The organism is Acidithiobacillus sp. TH-A67, from assembly GCF_057473545.1.
Window position 1 is genome coordinate 35,938 of sequence record NZ_JBYCKU010000040.1, and the last position, 19,343, is coordinate 55,280.

14 protein-coding genes are annotated in these 19,343 nt (G+C 59.7%); 6 read left to right on the top strand and 8 right to left on the bottom strand.

What is annotated here, in order from left to right:
- Positions 1-38: 38 nt before the first annotated feature.
- The 5 genes from AC2VNM_RS06195 to hemE all read left to right on the top strand — a co-directional run bounded on the left by AC2VNM_RS06195 (position 39) and on the right by hemE (position 8,331).
- On the top strand, positions 39-851 hold the full coding sequence (locus tag AC2VNM_RS06195; protein ID WP_483165460.1) for a beta/alpha barrel domain-containing protein: 813 nt from the start codon (positions 39-41) through the stop codon (positions 849-851).
- Positions 848-1,294: a molybdate ABC transporter permease subunit gene (locus AC2VNM_RS06200; protein ID WP_483165459.1), complete on the top strand. Its 447-nt coding sequence runs from the start codon at positions 848-850 to the stop codon at positions 1,292-1,294. Before AC2VNM_RS06195 ends, AC2VNM_RS06200 begins: the two co-directional genes overlap by 4 nt.
- Before the next feature lie 117 nt (positions 1,295-1,411).
- Entirely contained in the window at positions 1,412-5,830 is a 4,419-nt protein-coding gene (gene gltB / locus AC2VNM_RS06205; protein ID WP_483165458.1) for a glutamate synthase large subunit, read from the top strand.
- Between the two features lie 24 nt (positions 5,831-5,854).
- Positions 5,855-7,258, top strand: coding sequence for an FAD-dependent oxidoreductase (locus AC2VNM_RS06210; RefSeq protein ID WP_483165457.1), 1,404 nt, complete (start codon positions 5,855-5,857; stop codon positions 7,256-7,258).
- Positions 7,255-8,331: a uroporphyrinogen decarboxylase gene (gene hemE, locus AC2VNM_RS06215; RefSeq protein WP_483165456.1), complete on the top strand. Its 1,077-nt coding sequence runs from the start codon at positions 7,255-7,257 to the stop codon at positions 8,329-8,331. The genes AC2VNM_RS06210 and hemE overlap by 4 nt, the downstream gene beginning before the upstream one ends.
- A 14-nt stretch (positions 8,332-8,345) precedes the next feature.
- Here hemE and AC2VNM_RS06220 read toward each other — a convergent pair whose 3' ends face one another.
- The 8 genes from AC2VNM_RS06220 to hfq form a co-directional block, all read right to left on the bottom strand.
- Positions 8,346-9,266 (bottom strand): lysophospholipid acyltransferase family protein, encoded by a 921-nt coding sequence (locus tag AC2VNM_RS06220; RefSeq protein WP_483165455.1) that lies wholly within the window; start codon positions 9,264-9,266, stop codon positions 8,346-8,348.
- Positions 9,263-10,039 carry a GNAT family N-acetyltransferase gene (locus tag AC2VNM_RS06225; RefSeq protein ID WP_483165454.1) on the bottom strand — a complete coding sequence of 259 codons (777 nt, stop codon included), beginning with the start codon at positions 10,037-10,039 and terminating at the stop codon, positions 9,263-9,265. The genes AC2VNM_RS06220 and AC2VNM_RS06225 overlap by 4 nt, the downstream gene beginning before the upstream one ends.
- 153 nt (positions 10,040-10,192) lie before the next feature.
- Positions 10,193-11,482: an adenylosuccinate synthase gene (locus AC2VNM_RS06230; protein WP_483165453.1), complete on the bottom strand. Its 1,290-nt coding sequence runs from the start codon at positions 11,480-11,482 to the stop codon at positions 10,193-10,195.
- Between the two features lie 21 nt (positions 11,483-11,503).
- A complete protein-coding gene (locus tag AC2VNM_RS06235) occupies positions 11,504-12,724 on the bottom strand; it encodes an ATP phosphoribosyltransferase regulatory subunit (protein WP_483165452.1) in 1,221 nt (406 codons plus the stop codon).
- The gene (locus AC2VNM_RS06240) at positions 12,721-13,599 is read right to left on the bottom strand and encodes an SPFH domain-containing protein (RefSeq protein ID WP_483165451.1); all 879 of its coding nucleotides are present in this window, start codon (positions 13,597-13,599) and stop codon (positions 12,721-12,723) included. Before AC2VNM_RS06240 ends, AC2VNM_RS06235 begins: the two co-directional genes overlap by 4 nt.
- Positions 13,596-14,726: a protease modulator HflK gene (gene hflK, locus AC2VNM_RS06245; RefSeq protein WP_483165450.1), complete on the bottom strand. Its 1,131-nt coding sequence runs from the start codon at positions 14,724-14,726 to the stop codon at positions 13,596-13,598. The genes AC2VNM_RS06240 and hflK overlap by 4 nt, the downstream gene beginning before the upstream one ends.
- 20 nt (positions 14,727-14,746) lie before the next feature.
- Positions 14,747-16,057 (bottom strand): ribosome rescue GTPase HflX, encoded by a 1,311-nt coding sequence (gene hflX, locus AC2VNM_RS06250; protein WP_483167234.1) that lies wholly within the window; start codon positions 16,055-16,057, stop codon positions 14,747-14,749.
- Positions 16,054-16,326 (bottom strand): RNA chaperone Hfq, encoded by a 273-nt coding sequence (gene hfq / locus AC2VNM_RS06255; protein WP_483165449.1) that lies wholly within the window; start codon positions 16,324-16,326, stop codon positions 16,054-16,056. Before hfq ends, hflX begins: the two co-directional genes overlap by 4 nt.
- Positions 16,327-16,541: 215 nt before the next feature.
- Here hfq and ppc point away from each other — a divergent pair, with 215 nt between their 5' ends.
- A complete protein-coding gene (gene ppc, locus AC2VNM_RS06260; protein WP_483165448.1) occupies positions 16,542-19,343 on the top strand; it encodes a phosphoenolpyruvate carboxylase in 2,802 nt (933 codons plus the stop codon).

Consider the following 19,343-nt stretch of genomic DNA (forward strand, 5'->3'; position numbering starts at 1 on the left):
CGGAAATTAGTGCACTTCTTCAAGAGGATCTACCCTATTTGGATCTGAGCACCGAATTTCTCGGTATTGGCAGGCAAAAAGGCGTTCTTTCGGTACATGCGCGAGAGGCAACACTATTGGCTGGGGTTGAGCCTGCGGCGCAAATCCTTGGCCAATTCGGCGCCGAAGTGCTGGACTGCCTTCCTTCCGGTTCGACAATCTCGCCGGGTGATCTCGTGCTCAGCGCCGTTGGCACGGCCTATGAGCTACATGGAGCATGGAAAATCGTCGCTGGTCTCCTTTCCTATTCCAGCGGCATTGCACAACGGGCCCAACACTGGCAACAACGAGTACAGAGGGTTTCGGCCCAGGTCATCGTGGTCGGAACCCGCAAGCACTTCCCGGGAATTCGACGCCTGGCAATCGCCGCAGCGGCGGTGGGCGGAGTCTACCCCCATCGCCTCGGGCTCTCGGAAAGCATTCTCCTCTTTCGGCAACACAGTAACTTCCTGGGAGGGCTGGCAGGCCTGCTCGAACAACTGCAGGAGCGCCCCCCAGCGACCCGGACCGCAATCCCCATTATCGTCGAATTGGAGATGGGACACAGTAAATTGGCGGACGCGAGACAATTCGCTCAGCGCGGCGTTGCAGGACTGCAGTTCGATAAGTTCCCGGCGGACCTATTACATGACTGGGCGATGGCCTTACGCGCGGAATATCCGCACCTGAAACTCTTCGCAGCGGGAGGTATTGACGATGGCAACCTCGAAGACTACGCCAATACCGGCGTCGATGCCTTGGTGAGCAGTGCCATCTACTATGCCACTCCGGCGGACTTTGCAATAGATATTCGCCCTACTGAAAAAAAATGATTCCCAGCGCAGCAGAGTTGGCGCCTTTAGGGCTGACCATCAAGGTGGCCAGCTGTGCCACCTCGATAAGCATGATTCTTGGGGTCGGCCTTGGTTGGTTACTCGCACGTATCCGTTTCTGGGGACGTGACTGGCTCGATGCTGCTGCAACCTTGCCTTTAGTTTTGCCGCCTACGGCCTTAGGCTACTATCTGGTCGTCCTCCTTGGTGGAAACTCTCAGATCGGCGAATTTCTCCAACGTAATTTTGGTATTACATTGATGTTTACTTGGCATTGTAAAATCAGCGCGCTCTGCCATCGAGGCCGTCGAAGTGAATTGCGAGAATGCTACCCGCGTTCTAACGAAGGCGAAAACCAACCCCGCGGCGAGCTGCTCTTCTACCAGACCGAGGACGGGCGAACGCGCAGACCACACCTACTGCTCGCCGACCCCGAGTCGTAAACCGCCGCTAGCCACAGTGGATTACCGAAGCGGCTTGGTTTCTGCTGCATCAGCGGCTTATAATGGCAGCCCTTTCGCCATAGGGCGGGAGGGAATGGTCCGGCCGATGGTGAAAGCATGACAAACAATCTCTACTCTCCAGATTTTGAACGCGATTCTTGTGGTTTTGGCCTCATTGCCCAGATGGACAACCAGGCCAGTCACGGCATCGTGGCCACGGCCATCGGCTCGTTGGCCCGCCTGACGCACCGTGGAGCGGTTGCCGCCGATGGCAAAAGTGGGGATGGTTGCGGCCTGCTCATCCAGATGCCGCAGGAGTTTTTCCGCGCCGTGGCGACCGAGTCGGGCATTACGCTGCCATCACGCTTTGCCGTTGGGCAGTTTTTTCTGCCTCGCGATGTGCAGCGGGCGGAAGGAATCCGCCAGATCGTTGCAGAAGAAGCGCAAGCCCTGGACCTTACCCTCCTTGGCTGGCGCGCAGTGCCCACCGTGGCCGAAGCCTGCGGTGCGGAGGCGTTGAAGACTCTCCCTGGCGTCGAGCAGGCATTCCTCAGCAGTAAGGAAGCAGACGACGATGCCTTCGAACGCCTCTGTTACCGTCTGCGCCGGCGGGTAGAAAAACGCTGTGCGTCTGACAGCGATTTCTTTGCAGTCACCTGCTCCAGCCGGGTGATCGGCTACAAAGGGCTGGTCATGCCCGAGCATCTGCCGGATTTTTATCCTGATCTGCGCGACCCACGTTTTGCCTCGGCGCTGGTCAGCTACCATCAACGCTTCTCCACCAATACCTGGCCGGAATGGCGTTTATGCCAACCCTTCCGGATTCTCGCCCACAACGGCGAGCTGAACACTATTCAGGGCAACCGTAACTGGGCCCGGGCACGGGCCCCCCTGCTGCAATCCGATCTCCTGCCCATGGACGAGGTGCTGCCAGCGGTGGGTGGCGGCAGTGATTCCTTCAGCTTGGACAACATGCTCGAATTGCTGGTGCAGGGTGGGATGGACTTCTTCAAGGCCCTGCGCCTGCTGGTTCCGCCAGCTTGGCACAATGTCCCCAACATGGCCCCGGAACTGCGCGCCTTCTATGAATACCACTCCATGCGCATGGAAGCGTGGGATGGCCCCGCCGGTTTGGTGCTCAACAACGGCCAGATGGCGGTCTGCGCCCTGGACCGCAACGGCCTGCGACCGGCGCGCTACGTCATCACCCGCGACCGCATCATCAATATCGCTTCGGAAGTGGGGGTGTTCGACTACACACACCAGGATATCACCGCCCAGGGACGGGTGGGGCCGGGGCAAATACTTGCGGTAGACCTGCGCAACGGCCAGCTACTGGACAACACCAGTATCGACCTGCGTATCCAGAACAGCGTCCCCTACGGCGACTGGCTGGCAGAATATGCCGAACATCTCGATGTAGACGACGATGCACCGGAAATCGCTCGTCCCGTAGCGGATCTGGTTGCCTGGGAAAAGGCCTTTGGCGTGAGCATGGAAGAGGAAGACCAGGTCATTCGGGTGCTCGCCGAAGGAGGCCAAGAGGCAGTTGGCTCCATGGGGGATGACACCCCGGTGGCAGTGCTTTCCACCCAGCCGCGGCACTTGGCCGACTATTTCCGCCAGCAGTTCGCCCAGGTTACCAACCCGCCGATCGACCCGTTGCGGGAATCCTTGGTCATGTCCCTGAATGCCATTCTGGGGACGGAAAGCAATCTCTTTGCCGAGCGCCCGGAGTATGCGCGGCGTATCGAGGTGCACTCCCCAGTACTATCCGATGCGGCCTTTCAGGCGTTGATTTCGCGTTCGGAGCCCGCCTTCCGGGCGCAGATTTTCAACATCTGCTATCCGAGCAGTGCTGACCTCGAATCGGCGGTCAGCAGCCTCTGTGCCGAAGTCGTGGCCGGGGTGCAAGCTGGGGCCGTCATCGTGGTACTGGACGACAGCGGATTGCAGAAGGATCAGGTCTATATCCCCGCGCTCATGGCGGTGGGTGCGGTGCATCACGCTCTGATCGACGCAGGCTTGCGTACTCGCTGCAACATTCTCGTTGCTACCGCCCACGCCCGTGATCCCCATCATTTCGCCACTCTCATCGGCTACGGCGCTACTGCAGTGTATCCCTACCTCGCCTACGCCATTGTGCGCAGCCTGGCCGAGCGCCGTGCCTTCAGCCAGCCTGTGGGAGTAAGCAAGGCCTTGGCCAATTATCGCAAAGGCATCGACAAAGGCTTGTACAAGATTCTTTCCAAGATGGGGATCTCCACTCTCGCCTCCTATCGCAGTAGCCAGCTCTTTGAGGCGTTAGGCCTATCGTCGCGGGTGGTGGAACGCTGTTTTCGCGGTACAGTCAGCCGCATTGAGGGCGCGGATTTTCGGCATCTGGAGGCGGACGTACGGCGCCTGCTGGCAGATGCCTGGCATCCGCATCGACGAATGAGTGCCGGCGGTCAGCTGAAATATATCTATGGCGGCGAATACCACGCCTACAACCCGGATGTGGTTGCCAGTCTGCAGGCCGCCACCCGTTCTGGCCGCCAGGAGGACTATCGCAGCTTCGCCGAGCTGGTGAATGGACGGCCGGTCACCAATCTCCGCGATCTACTGAATCTGCGCGGTGGAAAGGCGATCCCCTTGCATGAAGTGGAACCGGTCGAGGCCATTACTCCGCGCTTTGATACCGCCGCGATGTCCCTGGGTGCGCTCTCTCCCGAAGCCCACGAGGCCCTGGCGATTGCCATGAATACCATCGGTGGGCGCTCCAACTCCGGCGAAGGCGGTGAGGATCCTGCCCGCTATCACAACAACAAGGTCAGCAAAATCAAGCAGATTGCCTCTGGCCGTTTTGGTGTGACGCCGGAGTACGCGGTTAATGCCGAAGAGCTGCAGATCAAGATCGCCCAAGGCGCCAAGCCCGGCGAAGGCGGTCAGTTGCCTGGTCACAAGGTCAGCGGCATCATCGCGCGCCTGCGCTACGCCAAGGAAGGTGTGGCGCTGATCAGCCCGCCACCGCACCATGACATCTACTCCATCGAAGACCTGGCACAGCTCATTTTTGATCTCAAGCAGGTCAATCCCGGCGCCTATGTCTCGGTCAAACTGGTCTCCGAAGCCGGGGTGGGAACCGTTGCTGCCGGGGTAGCCAAGGCCTATGCCGACCGCATCACCATTGCTGGCTACGATGGCGGAACCGGTGCCAGTCCACTGACTTCGGTCAAGTATGCCGGTTCCCCCTGGGAGCTAGGGCTGGCGGAAACCCAGGTCACTCTGCGTAAGAACTTCCTGCGCCATCGCGTGCGTCTGCAGGCCGACGGCGGCTTCAAGACCGGGCTCGATGTGGTGAAAGGCGCCCTGCTCGGCGCCGAGAGTTTCGGCTTTGGTACCGCACCGATGATCGTGCTCGGCTGCAAGTATCTGCGGATCTGCCACCTCAACAACTGCGCCACGGGCGTGGCTACCCAGGATGAGACCCTGCGTAAGCATTTCAAGGGACTGCCGGAACTAGTCATCAACTACTTCCGTTTCGTTGCCGAAGAAGTGCGGGAGATCATGGCCGAACTCGGCATTCGTCGCTTTGACGACCTAGTCGGACGTAGTGACCTGCTGGAGATCGGCAAGGCTATTACGGAAAAGCAGGCCGCCCTGGATCTGCGCCCCCTGCTCGGCAATGCCACGCTGGAAAATGCTGATCACAACATCCATCAACAGGATCGCAATCCGCCTTTCGACCGCGGTGAACTCGCCGAGCAGATCGTGGCCGATGCCCGTCCGGCCCTGGAGGAAAAGATCCCCACGCGGCTGCACTACCACATTCAGAACACCCACCGCTCCATTGCCGCAAGGCTCGGAGGCGAGATTGCCAAACGCTATGGCAATGCCGGCTTGCCCGATGACTGCATTCATGTCGAGCTGCACGGCACCGCTGGTCAGTCCTTTGGTGCCTTTTCGGTACAGGGCATGACCCTGTGCCTGCACGGCGATGCCAATGATTATGTCGGCAAGGCCATGAATGGTGGCCGCATCATCATCGCTCCACCCGAGAACGCCCCCTATGTTGCTGCAGAATCGGCAATCATCGGCAACACCTGCCTCTATGGCGCAACCGGCGGCATGCTGCACGCCGCCGGCCGCGCCGGCGAGCGCTTTGCGGTGCGCAACTCCGGTGCGATTGCGGTCATCGAGGGCGCCGGCGATCACGCCTGCGAATACATGACGGGCGGCCAGGTCATCATTCTCGGCCGGGTTGGCGTCAATTTCGGTGCCGGCATGACCGGTGGTCTCGCCTTCGTGCGCGATGCCGATGGCCAGTTTCCCAATCGCGTCAATGGCGAGCTGGTCAATGTCCATCGTATCGATACCGAGTCCATGCGCGGCTACGAAGTCTTACTGAAGCGCCATATCAAGCGTCACGCAGAATGGACTGGTAGCCTGCTGGCCCAAGATTTACTGCACAATTGGTCGCGTTTTGTTGCACAGGTCTGGCTGGTAGTGCCCAAGGCGGCCAAGCTCGATGTGTTGCTCGAAGAAGCCAGCTGACCCTGTCCATCGCGAGGAATTGACATGAATAATTTTGCTTTTTTGGAAGATGGTCGGCAGGATCCCAAGAAACTGCCGGTGGAGGAGCGTCGCGAGGCCTTCCGCGAGATCTATGAAGTCTTCGATCTCGACAGCGCCCGTTTGCAGGCCGACCGTTGTCTGCATTGCGGCAATCCCTACTGTGAGTGGAAGTGCCCGGTGCACAACTATATTCCCAACTGGTTGCAGTTGATTGTCGAAAACCGTATCGAGGAGGCCGCAACCCTTTCCCACAGTACCAACACCCTGCCGGAAATCTGCGGTCGTATCTGTCCCCAGGATCGCCTTTGCGAAGGCGCCTGTACTCTCAACGAAGACTACGGCGCGGTTACCATCGGCAACCTGGAAAAGTTCATCACCGAGGAAGCCCTGGCGCGCGGCTGGAAGCCGGTACAGGAGCCAGTTGCGCGTTTGGGCAAGCGCGTGGCGGTGGTGGGCGCCGGGCCGGCGGGCCTCGGCTGTGCCGATATCCTCAACCGCAATGGCGTCGATGTAGTGGTCTTCGACCGCTACCCTGCCGTGGGTGGCCTACTGACCTTCGGTATTCCCCCCTTCAAGCTGGAGAAGGAAGTGGTCGCGCGGCGCGCCGATCTGCTGCGGGAAATGGGCATCGAGTTCCGTCTTGGGCAGGAAGTCGGTAAGGACGTCCCCTTTGCCGATCTGTTGCGCGACTTCGACGCTGTGTTCCTGGGCATGGGCACCTACAAGGCCAAGCAGGGACATTTCCCCGGCGAGAAGCTGCCGGGCGTCTACAAGGCCCTGGACTTCCTCAATGGCAATATCTCCCATCTGATGGCCCTGCCCGATCCTCTGCATCACTATATCAACCTTACCGGCAAACGCGTGGTCGTGCTGGGTGGTGGTGACACCGCCATGGATTGTGTGCGCACGGCCATCCGGCAGGGTGCGACGGCGGTCAGTTGCGTCTATCGCCGTGACGAAGAAAATATGCCCGGGTCCCGCCGGGAAGTCAGTAACGCCCGCGAGGAAGGAGTGAAATTCCTCTTCAACCGCCAGCCCGTGGAGATTGTTGACAGCCCTGAGTCTGGCCTGCAAGGGGTCAAGGTCTTGCGCACGCAACTCGGTGCGGCCGATGGCAAAGGCCGCCGCTACCCCGAAGTCGTGCCCGGCTCAGAAGAACTTTTGCCCGCCGATGCCGTGATCATTGCCTTCGGCTTCGACCCCTCCCCCGCAGCCTGGTTTGACGACTTTGGCATTGCCACCGACAAGGCCGGCCGGGTGACGGCCAACAGCCAGTTCCAGACCAGCAACCCCCAGGTCTTTGTGGGCGGTGACATGCACCGTGGCTCTGACCTCGTGGTGACAGCGGTGGATGAAGGACGTCGGGCAGCCGACGGTATCCTCGATTTTTTGAGTGCCGCAGAATGAGCAAGTCAGATCGCTTCCTGCGGGCCTGCTGGGGACAGGAGGTGGATCGCACGCCGGTCTGGCTGATGCGTCAGGCCGGGCGCTACCTGCCAGAGTATCGCGCCACCCGTACCCAGGTATCGGGTTTTCTGGAGCTCTGCCAGACGCCGGAGCTGGCCTGTGAGGTAACACTGCAACCTCTGCGACGCTTTGATCTCGACGCCGCCATCCTCTTTTCCGACATCCTCACCGTGCCCCACGCCATGGGCATGGAACTGGATTTCCTCGAGGGCGAAGGTCCGGTATTTCGCGATCCATTGCGTCAGGCCAATGATCTGCGGCGCCTGGGGCAGCCCGATCCCGAGCAGGATCTACGCTACGTCATGGATACAGTACGTCTCATCCGCCGGGAGCTGGACGGTCGGGTCCCGCTCATTGGCTTTGCCGGCAGCCCCTGGACCCTCGCCTGCTACATGATCGAGGGCCGAGGGAGCCGCGACTTCCTGCATGCAAAGGCTTGGATGTATTCCGATCCGGAAAGCCTGGAGGCATTGCTCGAACGCTTGGTGCTGGCGCTGACAAACTACCTGCACGCGCAAGCTGTGGCGGGCGCTCAGGCACTGATGCTGTTTGATACCTGGGGTGGTACGTTGACGACTTGGGCCTACGAGCGTTTTTCTCTGGCCCCCATGCAGCGGGTCATCGCTGGACTGCGCGCCACACCAGAGGCCAAAGAGCTGCCCATCATCCTCTTCAGCAAAGGCGGGGGTAACTGGCTGGAGCGCATGGCGGCGAGCGGTGCCAACGTCATCGGCTTAGATTGGACCATCGACATCGACGTGGCGCGCACACGTCTGGGTAAGAAGATCGCCGTACAGGGCAATCTCGACCCGATTGCGCTTTATGGTCAAGCCGCCCTGTTGCGCGCTGAAATCGAAAATATCCTTTGTGCGAATGCGGGAAGGCCAGGACATATCTTCAACTTGGGCCACGGCATCACGCCGCAAACACCAATAGACAATGTAGAACTGCTGGTAGAGACCGTACACGCCTGGAACGGCTGCAGCAACGACAGCGTCTACGAAGAATACTGATGTGGCCTGAAGCCCTAGCGGGACTGACTACCGTGACGCCAGGCCTTCCAGGCTTCGCGCAGGCGGTGGCGATACGGATCCAGATAGGTCACTGCAGCGCCCTCCTCCATCCGCTGTAACGACTCGCGAATCAGACGCTGGGTCTCCTTGGCGAGCTCTCTTCGACCCAGCTGGGGCGATAAGGGCGAACCGAAGTGGATGCGCAGGGTGAGCGGTGCCGATGCCGTGAGCCGCCACAGATGTCCCGCAAGGGTATCGTCGCCAATGAACGGGCAGACCCGATCCGCATGCCCGGGACGCAGGACATCCTCATAACGCAGGGTAACCGGTACCACCATACTGCTGGCACTAACGGCAGTCTCGAAAGGAGCGGCAAAAAAGTCGCCAACGTCTGTACCATCGCTTGTCGTTCCCTCGGGAAAGATGGTCAGGATACGGCCATCACGAAGGACCTTGGTCGCCTCTTTCAACACCCGCTGGCTGGCCCGGGCATCGCCACGGTCAATGAAAAAGGTTCCCAGGCGATGCGCCAGGCGTCCAAAGAGAGGCCAGGACTCCATCTCCTTTTTGGCGACAAACTGACCTGGCCGGATCGCGGCAAGCGCAAGAATATCGAGATAAGAGACGTGGTTGGCCGCCAACATCGTCGGTGCCACGGGTAAGGCTCCCGCTACCCGCAGCCGAATTCCCAGGATGCGCAGCGCAACGCCACACCACCAGCGAAATACCGCCAACGCAGATCCATCAATTTCCGCCTTGCGCCCGTAGTACCACCAGCTCAGGGGAAATGCCAAAGCCAGGTGCAGGGCAAGGACGGGGATACGCCACAAGCGGCGATAAAAACGTGGTTTGCTGCGCCGCAGGATGCGGTCGCTGGGATAGGGAATCAGTTGCGCTTGTGCAGACGAGGAAATACGTCGCCGACGAAAGATCATTTGCCTTGGACCACAGGATCCAGAAAACGCTGCTGGTAGCGCGAGGTAATAAGTCGCGAATCGCACCACACAAAAAAGTCAGCACAATGGAACTGGGGGTCCCAATACGGCTCGCCCCCCAGCCGCACCCCTGCCCGTAAGTAGCCTTTCAGCAATGCCGGCAACTCGACGGGCTCCACCTGGGCGTCGGGATCGAAGCCGGGTACCTGGCGCAGGGGAAAGACGCGCTGCTCTGCTGGCACCATCTGCTGCTCCAGCGAGCGATACAGGGCGCCAAGCGCCGGACCATCGGTGCTGTGCACGCTGGCGCAACCCATGAGATGGTCGATGTCCCACATGCCCATGGCCTCTGCCAAGCCAGACCATAACAGCACGATCACGGCTCCCTGACGATAGTCTGGATGTACGCAGGAGCGACCGAGCTCCATGACCCGTGAGCCCAGGGCCAGGGGACGCGACAGGTCAAATTCTGTCTGCGCATAATAGCGGCCTACGTTGGCTACTTGCTCGGGCAGGAAAAGACGATAGGTACCAACCACCTCCTGACGGACCTCATCCTCGACGATCAGGTGCTCGCAGAAGGGATCATACTCATCCTGATCGATTCCCGGCGGGCCACTCAGCTGGGCGCCATACTCCGCACTGAACACCCGATAGCGCAGCCGTTGTGCGGCCTCGATCTCATCCTGATGGCGGGCGAGATACAGTCGCAGCGAGCGCTCCCCTTTTTTCGTATTACGACCCATGTCCTTCTGAACTTGCGTTTCGAGCATCCCTCAATCCCCCTGTTCGGGTTGCAGCAAACAATAGTATGACCCAAAACCATGACAATAGTGCGACAGTTTTATGACACTTTGATGACAGCCACTGGGAATGATAGGCCACATACTACGCAATGCAGATAAGAAAAGACAAGAAACTCAAGCTCATAAAAACGCCTCACGGAGGATCGTGTGGGCTCGGTCCGGCCCGGTAGAAACAATTGCCAAGGGCCGCTCCACCAGCTCCGCCAGGGCTTCAAGATAGCTTCGCGCGTTTTGTGGCAGGTCTTGCCAACGTTGAACACCGGCAGTGGAATCCGACCAGCCCGGAAAACTTTCGTAGACAGGTTCACAATCCGCCAGCGATTCGGCGCCGCCAGGTAGCTCACGACACTCTGCACCTCGTACCCGATAGCCGGTAGCGACACGAATTTCTGCCAGGCCATCGAGCACGTCGAGTTTGGTCATGCATAGGCCGCTCACCCCGTTGACTCGACAGGAAGCGCGCAGGGCCACGGCATCGAACCAGCCACAACGCCGCGCCCGCCCGGTCGTGGCGCCTACCTCGCCGCCCTTCTCTGCCAGCCAGCGTCCGGTGTCATCGAAGAGCTCGGTTGGAAAAGGGCCGGAGCCGACGCGCGTGGTATAGGCCTTGGTGATGCCGAGAACGTAGCCCAGTTCGCCGGGCCCTACCCCGGTACCGGCAGCAGCGGCCCCGGCCACCGTGTTGGATGAGGTGACAAACGGGTAGGTGCCGTGGTCGACGTCGAGCATGGTCCCTTGCGCCCCTTCAAACAGAATCCGTCCACCGGCCGCCTGAATCTGGCTGAGGCGCAGAGAGACATCGGCAACCATGGGTGCCAGGCGTTCCGCATAGGCGAGACTCTGCTCCAGCGTCTGATGGAAATCCTCTGGTTTTTCCTTGAAGTAGTGCTGCAAAACAAAGTTGTGATAGTCGAGCGCCTCGCCCAGTTTTGCCGCGAAACGCTCCCGGTGAAACAGGTCCGCCACCCGCAAGGCCCGCCGCGCTACCTTGTCTTCATACGCGGGCCCAATCCCTCGCCCGGTAGTCCCTATGCGCGCTTCCCCCTTGGCCCGTTCACGGGCAAGGTCCAGCCGCTTGTGATAGGGCAGGATCAGCGGGCACGCCTCGGAAATGACTAGGCGTTGGGCCGCATCTGGCACGGTTTCCAGCAATGGATCCAATTCTTCGAACAAAGCCACGGGATCGAGCACCACGCCGTTACCGATGAGACACTGTACCTCCGACCGCAGGATACCGGACGGAATGAGATGCAGCACCGTCTTTTTGCCCGCGATGACCAGAGTGTGACCGGCATTGTTGCCGCCCTGGAAGCGCGCAACCGCCTGACATTGCTCGGTAAGCCAGTCGACAATCTTGCCCTTGCCCTCATCACCCCACTGGGTGCCTACTACCACTACGTTTCTGGACATCGATAGCGACTCCGCAAAAGATCAGGATGCAGAAAAGGGAAATTCAGGCTCGCGGCCGGCCAGTGTCCATCGCCCCCCCTCCACTACCAGGCAGGCGTCGAAGCCTGCCGGCAGCGGTTGCGCGGGGACGCCACCAGCCAGGTCCTGGACAACGGTATACCCTTGTGCACGCAGATCCTGTATGGCCTGCCACAGGCTGGGGTCGGAACCACCCGGGGCCCAGACCCGTGGAGAATTTCTTTCTTCGCTCAGATCGCGCAACAAGGGACGTAAATCGAGACTGAATCCGGTCGCCGGACGATAGCGGCCAAAGGCCTTGCCGACACCGTCATAGCGCCCACCGCGGGCAATCGCCGCGCCCCGTTGCGGCGAAAACAAGGCAAAGAGCATGCCGGTGTGGTAGCGATGCCCCTGCATTTCCGCCAGATCCGCACGAATGCAGAGCTGCGGATAGCGCTGGGCAAGTACTTTCCAGACAAAATCGAGCTCTTCCAGGGCGCGCAGAATGACGGGATAAGATGCAAAGCGTTGCCGGGCGCGATCCAGGATTTCGTGATCGCCATGCAGTTCGGACAACGCTCGAAATGCCTCGGTCTGTTGCGGAGGCACCGCATCCGCCTGCAGAAGCTGTCGCAGATCCGGCCAGGCCTTGCGTTCCAGGAAACGTAATAGCTCCTCTCGGTCCTGCTGACCAAGCCCGCACGCTTCTGCCAGGCATTGCGGAATTGCGACATGCCCCAGATCCAATACCAGTTCGCTACCTGGACAGCAGCGCTGTACGCTCTCCACCATCAGGCTCAGAATCTCGAGATCGGCATCCGCACTAGCGACGCCAAACATCTCGGCCCCCACCTGAAAGGGCGCGCGGCTCCCGCCCAAGGCATCGGGGCGTGCGCGCAACACGGTGCCGGCGTAACTCAGGCGTCGCGCCTCGTCACCGCGTGCCATCTGCACATCGATCCGCGCCATTTGTGGCGTCATATCCGAGCGGAAGCCCAGCACACGCCCACTGGCCTGATCGAGTACCTTCCAGGTTTCCAGATCGAGATCGATGGCGCTACCAGTCAGCAAGCCCTCCAGATGCTCCAGCATGGGCGGGATCACCTGTCGGTATCCCCAGGATGCAAAGAGATCCAGCAACTCACGACGCTTTCCTTCGAGCGCTGCCGCCTGCTGCGGTCCCATATCCTCAAAACCGGCGGGCAAGATCCAACTCGCCAGGGTATCTTTACGTTTGCTCACGGCTTGCCGCCTCCTTGCAGTCCCTCATGGAGATAGCGGAGTAACGGAGAGTTGGCAGGCAGGACCCAGACGTCGCCTGCCTTGGTGCTATCGCGCAATACCTCGAGACTGCGATAAAAGGCATAAAAACGTGGATTTTTTCCGTAGGCATCGGCATAGAGCTTGGCTGCCTGTGCTTGCGCCTTGCCCAAGGTTTGCTGCGCCGAGGCATAGGCCTGGCTGAGGACTTGCTGGCGTTCCTTATCAGCGGCATTTTTGATCTGCTCCACCCGCTCCTTGCCGGCCAGCTCTTCCGCCGCAAGCTTGCTCTGCAGTTCCGTTCGCATTTGCCGATAGACGTCCTGTTGCGCCTCTGCAGTCAAGCCAAGTTCCAGAAAATGCAGCTCATCCAGAGAAATGCCATCGCGCGCGAGAGAATCTCTCACTTGGCTACGCAAGGTTTGCTGCCAAGTGTCCAGAACGACATTACTTGGCGTCACGCCAGGATTTTTATCGACGATGCGCGAGAGAGCGGCTTGCACGACGTCACTGATCTGGCTCTCGGCCAAGGCAGTGTTCAGTCCCCGCTGGTAAAACTTTTCTGCGTCGCTCACGTGCCACTGCACAAAACAGTCGAGCTGCAGACTCGGTCCCGTAGCCGGCGTGACTGTGACTGCCTTGGTGCTCTGGCTGCGTCTACGGGTATCAATGACCTGCACCGATTGTAAAAAAGGCCAGTGGACGTAGAGGCCTGCCTGCGAGCGCTCCGCTGCTACGTGCCCGGCGTTGAGAATGACCGCACTCTGCCCTGGACGCAGCTGGTAGAAACTGGCGGATAGCAGGTAGAGCAAAACAGCAACTGCCAGGGCTATCCAGCCCCAGGTCATCGGTTTCATGAGGCCTTATCTCCACTGCTGGTGGGGGCACTGGCTTTGCCTGCCGGGGCTGACTGGGTAGGTGCAGCAACCTGTACTGCCACCTGCGCACCATTTCCATCCGCCACGACGATCTTGCCTGCCTTAGCCAGTATGTCCTGCATGGTCTGCAGATACATCTGCTTGGTGCTGATTTGCGGATCCTGCTGATAGGCCTGGTAGACGGCATTGAAACGTGCGACGTCTCCTTGTGCCTTACCGAGCAACTGTTCTGCCTGCACGCTGGCGCGATCGGTCATCTTGGCGGCCTCAGTCTTGGCGGCAAGCAGTGTCTTGGCGGTATCTGCCTTCGCCTGCTCGGCTTGCTCTGCAGCATCCTTGCGCGCCTTGGTAATCTTCTCGTACTCGGCATCCAGCGCCTTCGGATGGGTGAGTTCGATGATCTGCACGGATTGCAGGCTGATGCCACTATCGCTGCCGGCCAGGAGATTTTGTGCCTTCTGCAGAAGCTGCTGTTCGAGCGGCGCGTGTGCCATGGCAAGCAGCTGTTGAGAACTCATGCCGCTAGTCACCTGGCGCAATGCAGCGCTCAATACAAAAGCCAGATATTGCTGCGGATTACTGCTGGCAAAAAGAAAGTCGCGGGGATGCGCAATGCGGTAATCCGCGGCATAGCGCACATCGACTACCTCATTATTGCTGGTGAGGATGCGACCTGGGCTGAGTGCCTCTCCCGAATCCCCGTAGCCCAGGACCAAGCGCCGGCTGCGCCCAACCTCGACGGTCTCAACCATCTCGATGGGACTGGGCCAATGATAGTGGCTTCCCGGCGGCACGGTGGCGACCACACGACCGAAGCGCAGCACGATGCCCTCCTGACCGCTGCCGACTTGATAGAAGCCGGAGAGCAGCCAGACGCCAATCAGCACAAGCACCACGATTAGGGGAAACCAACGAAGAAAAGGAATTTTTCGTCGCGGTCCAGATCCGGGAGACGACGACAGTTTGCCGCCGAGCTTGCGCAGTTCTTTGGTGATCTTGTCGATATTCCAGCTTGCGCCGGAATTTCCGGGACGCCGTCCCAAGGGACCCTTATTGCTGCCGTTACCGTCTTGTTTACCGTTTCCGCCTGGATCACTCCACGGCATCCCGCTCTCCTTACCCCGGACTATGGGCGCATTGTAGAAGGCAGATCCTCCCGCTGACAACTCTCTGCCCCGATTTCTGCCTGCAAACCGGCCCAGGTTTGTTGGTCGATTTCGATGAGCAGGTGATCACTCCCCTCGCTATCGAAACGTTCCTCCAGGACCGCGGCCTCACGAAAGAGGCGTGCGCGCAGCGCCCCCGCCTCTGGTCGCAGCGTACAACGCAGACGCAGGCGGGTACCGTGCAAGCGCCGAGTGATTACTTCCGCCAGGCGGGCCACGCCGGCACCGCTATGAGCACTGAGCCAGAGATCGCTCACCTGGCCAGTTTCATCTACCCGTTCTCGCGCCTCCTCACCCAACAGATCGATCTTGTTGAATACGCGTAGACGCGGCACGCCGGCCGCGCCAATCTCGACAAGAGCGTTTTCCACCGCAAGAATTTGCGCATCGCGATCGGGCGCCGCTGCGTCAATGACGTGCAGCAGCAATTGGGCCTGCCCCACCTCTTCCAGGGTAGCGCGAAAAGCGGCGATCAACTCCGTCGGCAGATCGCGCAGAAATCCCACGGTATCAGCCAGCAAGCTAGTCGGTCCATTGCCGGAGAGGCGACGAATAGCAGGATCCAGTGTGGCAAAGAGCTGATCGGCGGCATACTGATCATTTGCCGTCAGCACATTGAAAAGCGAAGATTTTCCAGCGTTGGTATAGCCAACCAAGGCAACCGTGGGCGCAGGTGCACGCAGCCGAGCGCGTCGCTGCGTGGCTCGCTGGGCAGCGACCCGTGCCAACCGCTCGCGCAAGATGCGAATCCGCACACCAATCAAGCGGCGATCTGTTTCCAGCTGCGTTTCGCCAGGTCCGCGCAGGCCGATGCCACCCCGCTGCCGCTCGAGGTGGGTCCAGCCACGCACAAGCCGGGTGCGCAAGTGATCCAGTTGTGCCAGTTCGACCTGCAGTTGTCCCTCGTGCGTACGCGCACGCCGGGCAAAAATGTCGAGGATGAGTCCCACCCGGTCGATGACCCGCGCAGCACAGGCGCGCTCCAGGTTCCGTTCCTGAATCGGACTCAGCGGACGGTCAAAAAGAATCAGATCGACCGCGTTGGCACGCACAAAATCGGCAATTTCCTGAACTTTGCCACTTCCAACACAAGTGGCGGGATCCAGGCGCGCGCGCGACACCGTCCACAGGCCCAGTATTTCGGCACCAGTGTCTGCCGCCAACTGCTGAAACTCCGCTCCACCATCGTCCGCCGGACCCCCGGGCGTAGAAAGGTGAATCAGTAAGCAGCGGTCCCGATGCGACCGCTGAATCCCTGGGCTCTGACTCAGTCTGCGGCCTCATCTCCGGCAGTCGCTTCGCCTTCCACTTCCGGCAGTGGCAAGCGCACGTCGCGACTGGGGACCACCGTGGAAATCGCGTGCTTATAGATCATCTGGCTGACATTGTTGCGCAACAGCACAACGAACTGGTCGAAGGATTCGACAAAGCCCTGCAACTTGATGCCGTTGACCAGATAGATGGCTACCGGAACGTGCTCCTTACGCAACAGATTGAGGAAAGGGTCTTGCAAAATTTGCCCTTTTTGTTGACTGGCCACTATTGTCTCCTTTTTTACGCAAATTGTGCCATCGGCTAGTGTCCTTAGCCTAACTCAAAAGATGTCGGTGCGCTATGGGGAAGAGACCGTGCTGACAGCATGCCAACACCCCCGTCGCGTAGACTTCGTCAGGACGGGTCTTTGACCTTTTGCCGGATTGCCGATAAGTTCTCTGCATTACCACCCATGCCAACATTCCGTACCGGGGAGAGTTTGTGGACGCCAAAAAACTAACCAGCGACCGCGCGTTGCGTGCTCGCGTAAAACGCTTGGGAAACATTCTGGGAGAGGTGTTGCGCGAGCAGGCCGGCGAGCGGGTATTCAGCGCCGTAGAGCAGCTTCGCCAGGGCTACATCCGCCTGCATCGCCGGGAAGATGCCAAGCTTCGTCAGCGCCTTGCCCGTTTCATCGATGCCCTGCCCCAGGATGACCTCGTACTTGTCATCCGTGCATTCAACACGTACTTCAGTTTGGTCAACATCGCCGAGGAGGAGTTCCAGCATGTACAGCGGCGTCGCTTGTTGCAGCGCGGCGGCGGGCTTTGGGTTGGCTCCTTTGAAGATACCTTCCGGCGTTTGCAGGAGGCCGGCATAAATGCCGGACAGCTGCAGTTTCTGCTGGGCCAGCTGCGCTACCTGCCGGTTTTTACGGCGCATCCTACCGAGTCCAAGCGCCGCACCGTACTGCATGCTCTGCGACGGATCTTCCTCACCAGCAAGGCCCTGGATGACCCGACCTTGACCGAAGAGGAAGAAGGTGACGTACTGCGTCAACTGCAAGCGCAGATTCAGATCCTCTGGGAGACGGAGGAGGTGCGGACTAACCAACCGCAGGTGCAGGACGAAGTCGAAAATGGCCTCTTCTATTTTCGCGACAGTCTCTTTCAGGCAGTACCGATGACCTATCACGCCGCCCGGCGTGCAGCGCGCCGGGTGTACGGCGATCGGCAGGTCGATATTCCCGCTTTCATTCGCTTCGGCTCCTGGATCGGCGGGGATCGCGATGGCAACCCCAACGTGACCGCGGCCATCACCGGCTGGACCCTGCGCACGCAGAGTATCGAGGTCCTCCGCGAGTACCAGCGGCGTCTCTCCGAACTCTATCCACTATTAGGGCACTCGGCGCGCTTTTGCAACATTTCGCCGATCCTCCTCGCCTCCCTGGAGAAGGACGCCGACGACTTTCCAGAGCTTGCGGAATGGGTGAATCAACGCTTTCCCAGCGAGCCATACCGGCGGAAGTTGCGCTACATGATGACCCGGCTTGATCTGCGTCTGCACCAGCTCGAAAATGGTCAAAGTGGCAGCGGCTTTGCGGCGGATACTCCGGCGTACATCAGTGACCAGGACTTTCTCGCCGATCTGATATTGGTTCGTGACTCTCTGCGCGGCCACGGTGATGAATACATCGCCAATCATACGGTGCAGGACCTCGTTTGGCTGGTAGAAACCTTCGGATTCCACCTGGCGTCGCTGGATATTCGGCAAGAGTCGACCGTACATACCCGCACCCTCACGGAACTCTTTGCAGGGATAGCGGAGTTTCAGGGTTATGCCGAGATGGAGGAAGAACAGAAACTTGCTGTGTTGAGTGATGCCCTGCGCAAGCCCGGTAGACTGGTCGAAGGCGTGCCCGACCAAATCTCTCCAATAGCGCTGGAGACCTGCGCGATGTTCAAGTGTATCGGCCAGTTGCGCCGGGAGGTCGGAGAACGCGCGTTTGGGAATTACGTGGTATCGATGACCCACGAGGCCAGCCATATTCTGGAAGTCCTGGTCTTAGCAAAAGAATTTGGCCTTGCCGGCTGGTCACGCCAAGGCTTGTATAGCGAGATCGCAGTCACTCCGCTGTTTGAGACCATCCACGATCTCGAACGCATGGAAGCCGTAATGGGAAGGTTACTCGACAATCCGGAGTATGCCGAGATCCTGCGCAGCCAGGAAAATGTGCAGGAAGTCATGCTGGGATACTCGGACTCCTGCAAGGATGGCGGCATTCTCTCCTCAAGCTGGTCGTTATACCAAGCACAGCTCGAACTGAGCGCGCTGGCAGATCGCCGGCGCATTCATATCCGGGTCTTTCACGGCCGCGGCGGGAGCGTCGGCCGCGGCGGTGGACCTACCCACGAAGCCATTCTGGCGCAGCCGGCCAATACCGTCCGCGGGCAGATCAAGATTACCGAGCAGGGAGAGGTGCTTTCGTTCAAATATGCCAACCTGGAAACCGCAGTATATGAGCTAACCGTCGGCGTGACCGGATTGATGCGCGCCAGCTTTGGTTTGATACAGGCGGTGCCAACCGATGATCCCAGCTTCCTCAAAGTCATGGCTGAACTCACTAAGGCCGGCGAAGCTGTCTACCGCGAACTGATTCAACAAACTCCGGGCTTTATGGATTACTTCTACGAAGCCACTCCGCTGAACGAGATCGCCCATATGAACATCGGTTCCCGTCCCTCGCATCGTCAGCGTGGCGACCGCTCGATGAACTCGATCCGCGCGATTCCCTGGGTCTTTGCCTGGGCACAGTCGCGGCATGTTTTGCCGGCCTGGTTTGGACTGGGCTCGGCCATTCGCAGCTGGCGTGGCGAAGACCCCGAACGTCTGGAGCTTCTGCGAAAAATGTACCAGCGCTGGCCATTTTTTCATTCCTTGCTGGGCAATATCACCATGGCGATGGCAAAAGCGGATATGACACTTGCCGCGGAATATGCGACGCTACCTCGCGATCAGAAGTGCGCGCAGCAGATCTTTGCGAAAATCCATGCAGAATTTATGGTTAGTATGCAGGAGACCCTACTCATCCAGGAGAAGCAAGAGTTGCTCGAAGAAAACCCGGTACTGGCCTTCTCCCTGCAGCGCCGCAACGTCTACATGGAGCCACTGAACCATATCCAGCTTGCCCTGCTCCGGCGGTACCGCAACGAGGATACCCCTCCCGAGTTCCGCGAAACCTGGCTCGACCCCTTGCTGCGCAGCATCAACGCGATTGCCGCCGGGCAGCGTAATACCGGCTGA

Coding starts and splice junctions, on each gene's coding strand:
- gltB (WP_483165458.1), top strand. CDS start 1,412: ATGACAAACAATCTCTACTCTCCAGATTTTGAACGCGATTCTTGTGGT.
- hflK (WP_483165450.1), bottom strand. CDS start 14,726: ATGCCGTGGAGTGATCCAGGCGGAAACGGTAAACAAGACGGTAACGGC.
- AC2VNM_RS06225 (WP_483165454.1), bottom strand. CDS start 10,039: ATGCTCGAAACGCAAGTTCAGAAGGACATGGGTCGTAATACGAAAAAA.
- AC2VNM_RS06220 (WP_483165455.1), bottom strand. CDS start 9,266: ATGATCTTTCGTCGGCGACGTATTTCCTCGTCTGCACAAGCGCAACTG.
- AC2VNM_RS06210 (WP_483165457.1), top strand. CDS start 5,855: ATGAATAATTTTGCTTTTTTGGAAGATGGTCGGCAGGATCCCAAGAAA.
- AC2VNM_RS06240 (WP_483165451.1), bottom strand. CDS start 13,599: ATGAAACCGATGACCTGGGGCTGGATAGCCCTGGCAGTTGCTGTTTTG.
- AC2VNM_RS06230 (WP_483165453.1), bottom strand. CDS start 11,482: ATGTCCAGAAACGTAGTGGTAGTAGGCACCCAGTGGGGTGATGAGGGC.
- AC2VNM_RS06200 (WP_483165459.1), top strand. CDS start 848: ATGATTCCCAGCGCAGCAGAGTTGGCGCCTTTAGGGCTGACCATCAAG.
- hemE (WP_483165456.1), top strand. CDS start 7,255: ATGAGCAAGTCAGATCGCTTCCTGCGGGCCTGCTGGGGACAGGAGGTG.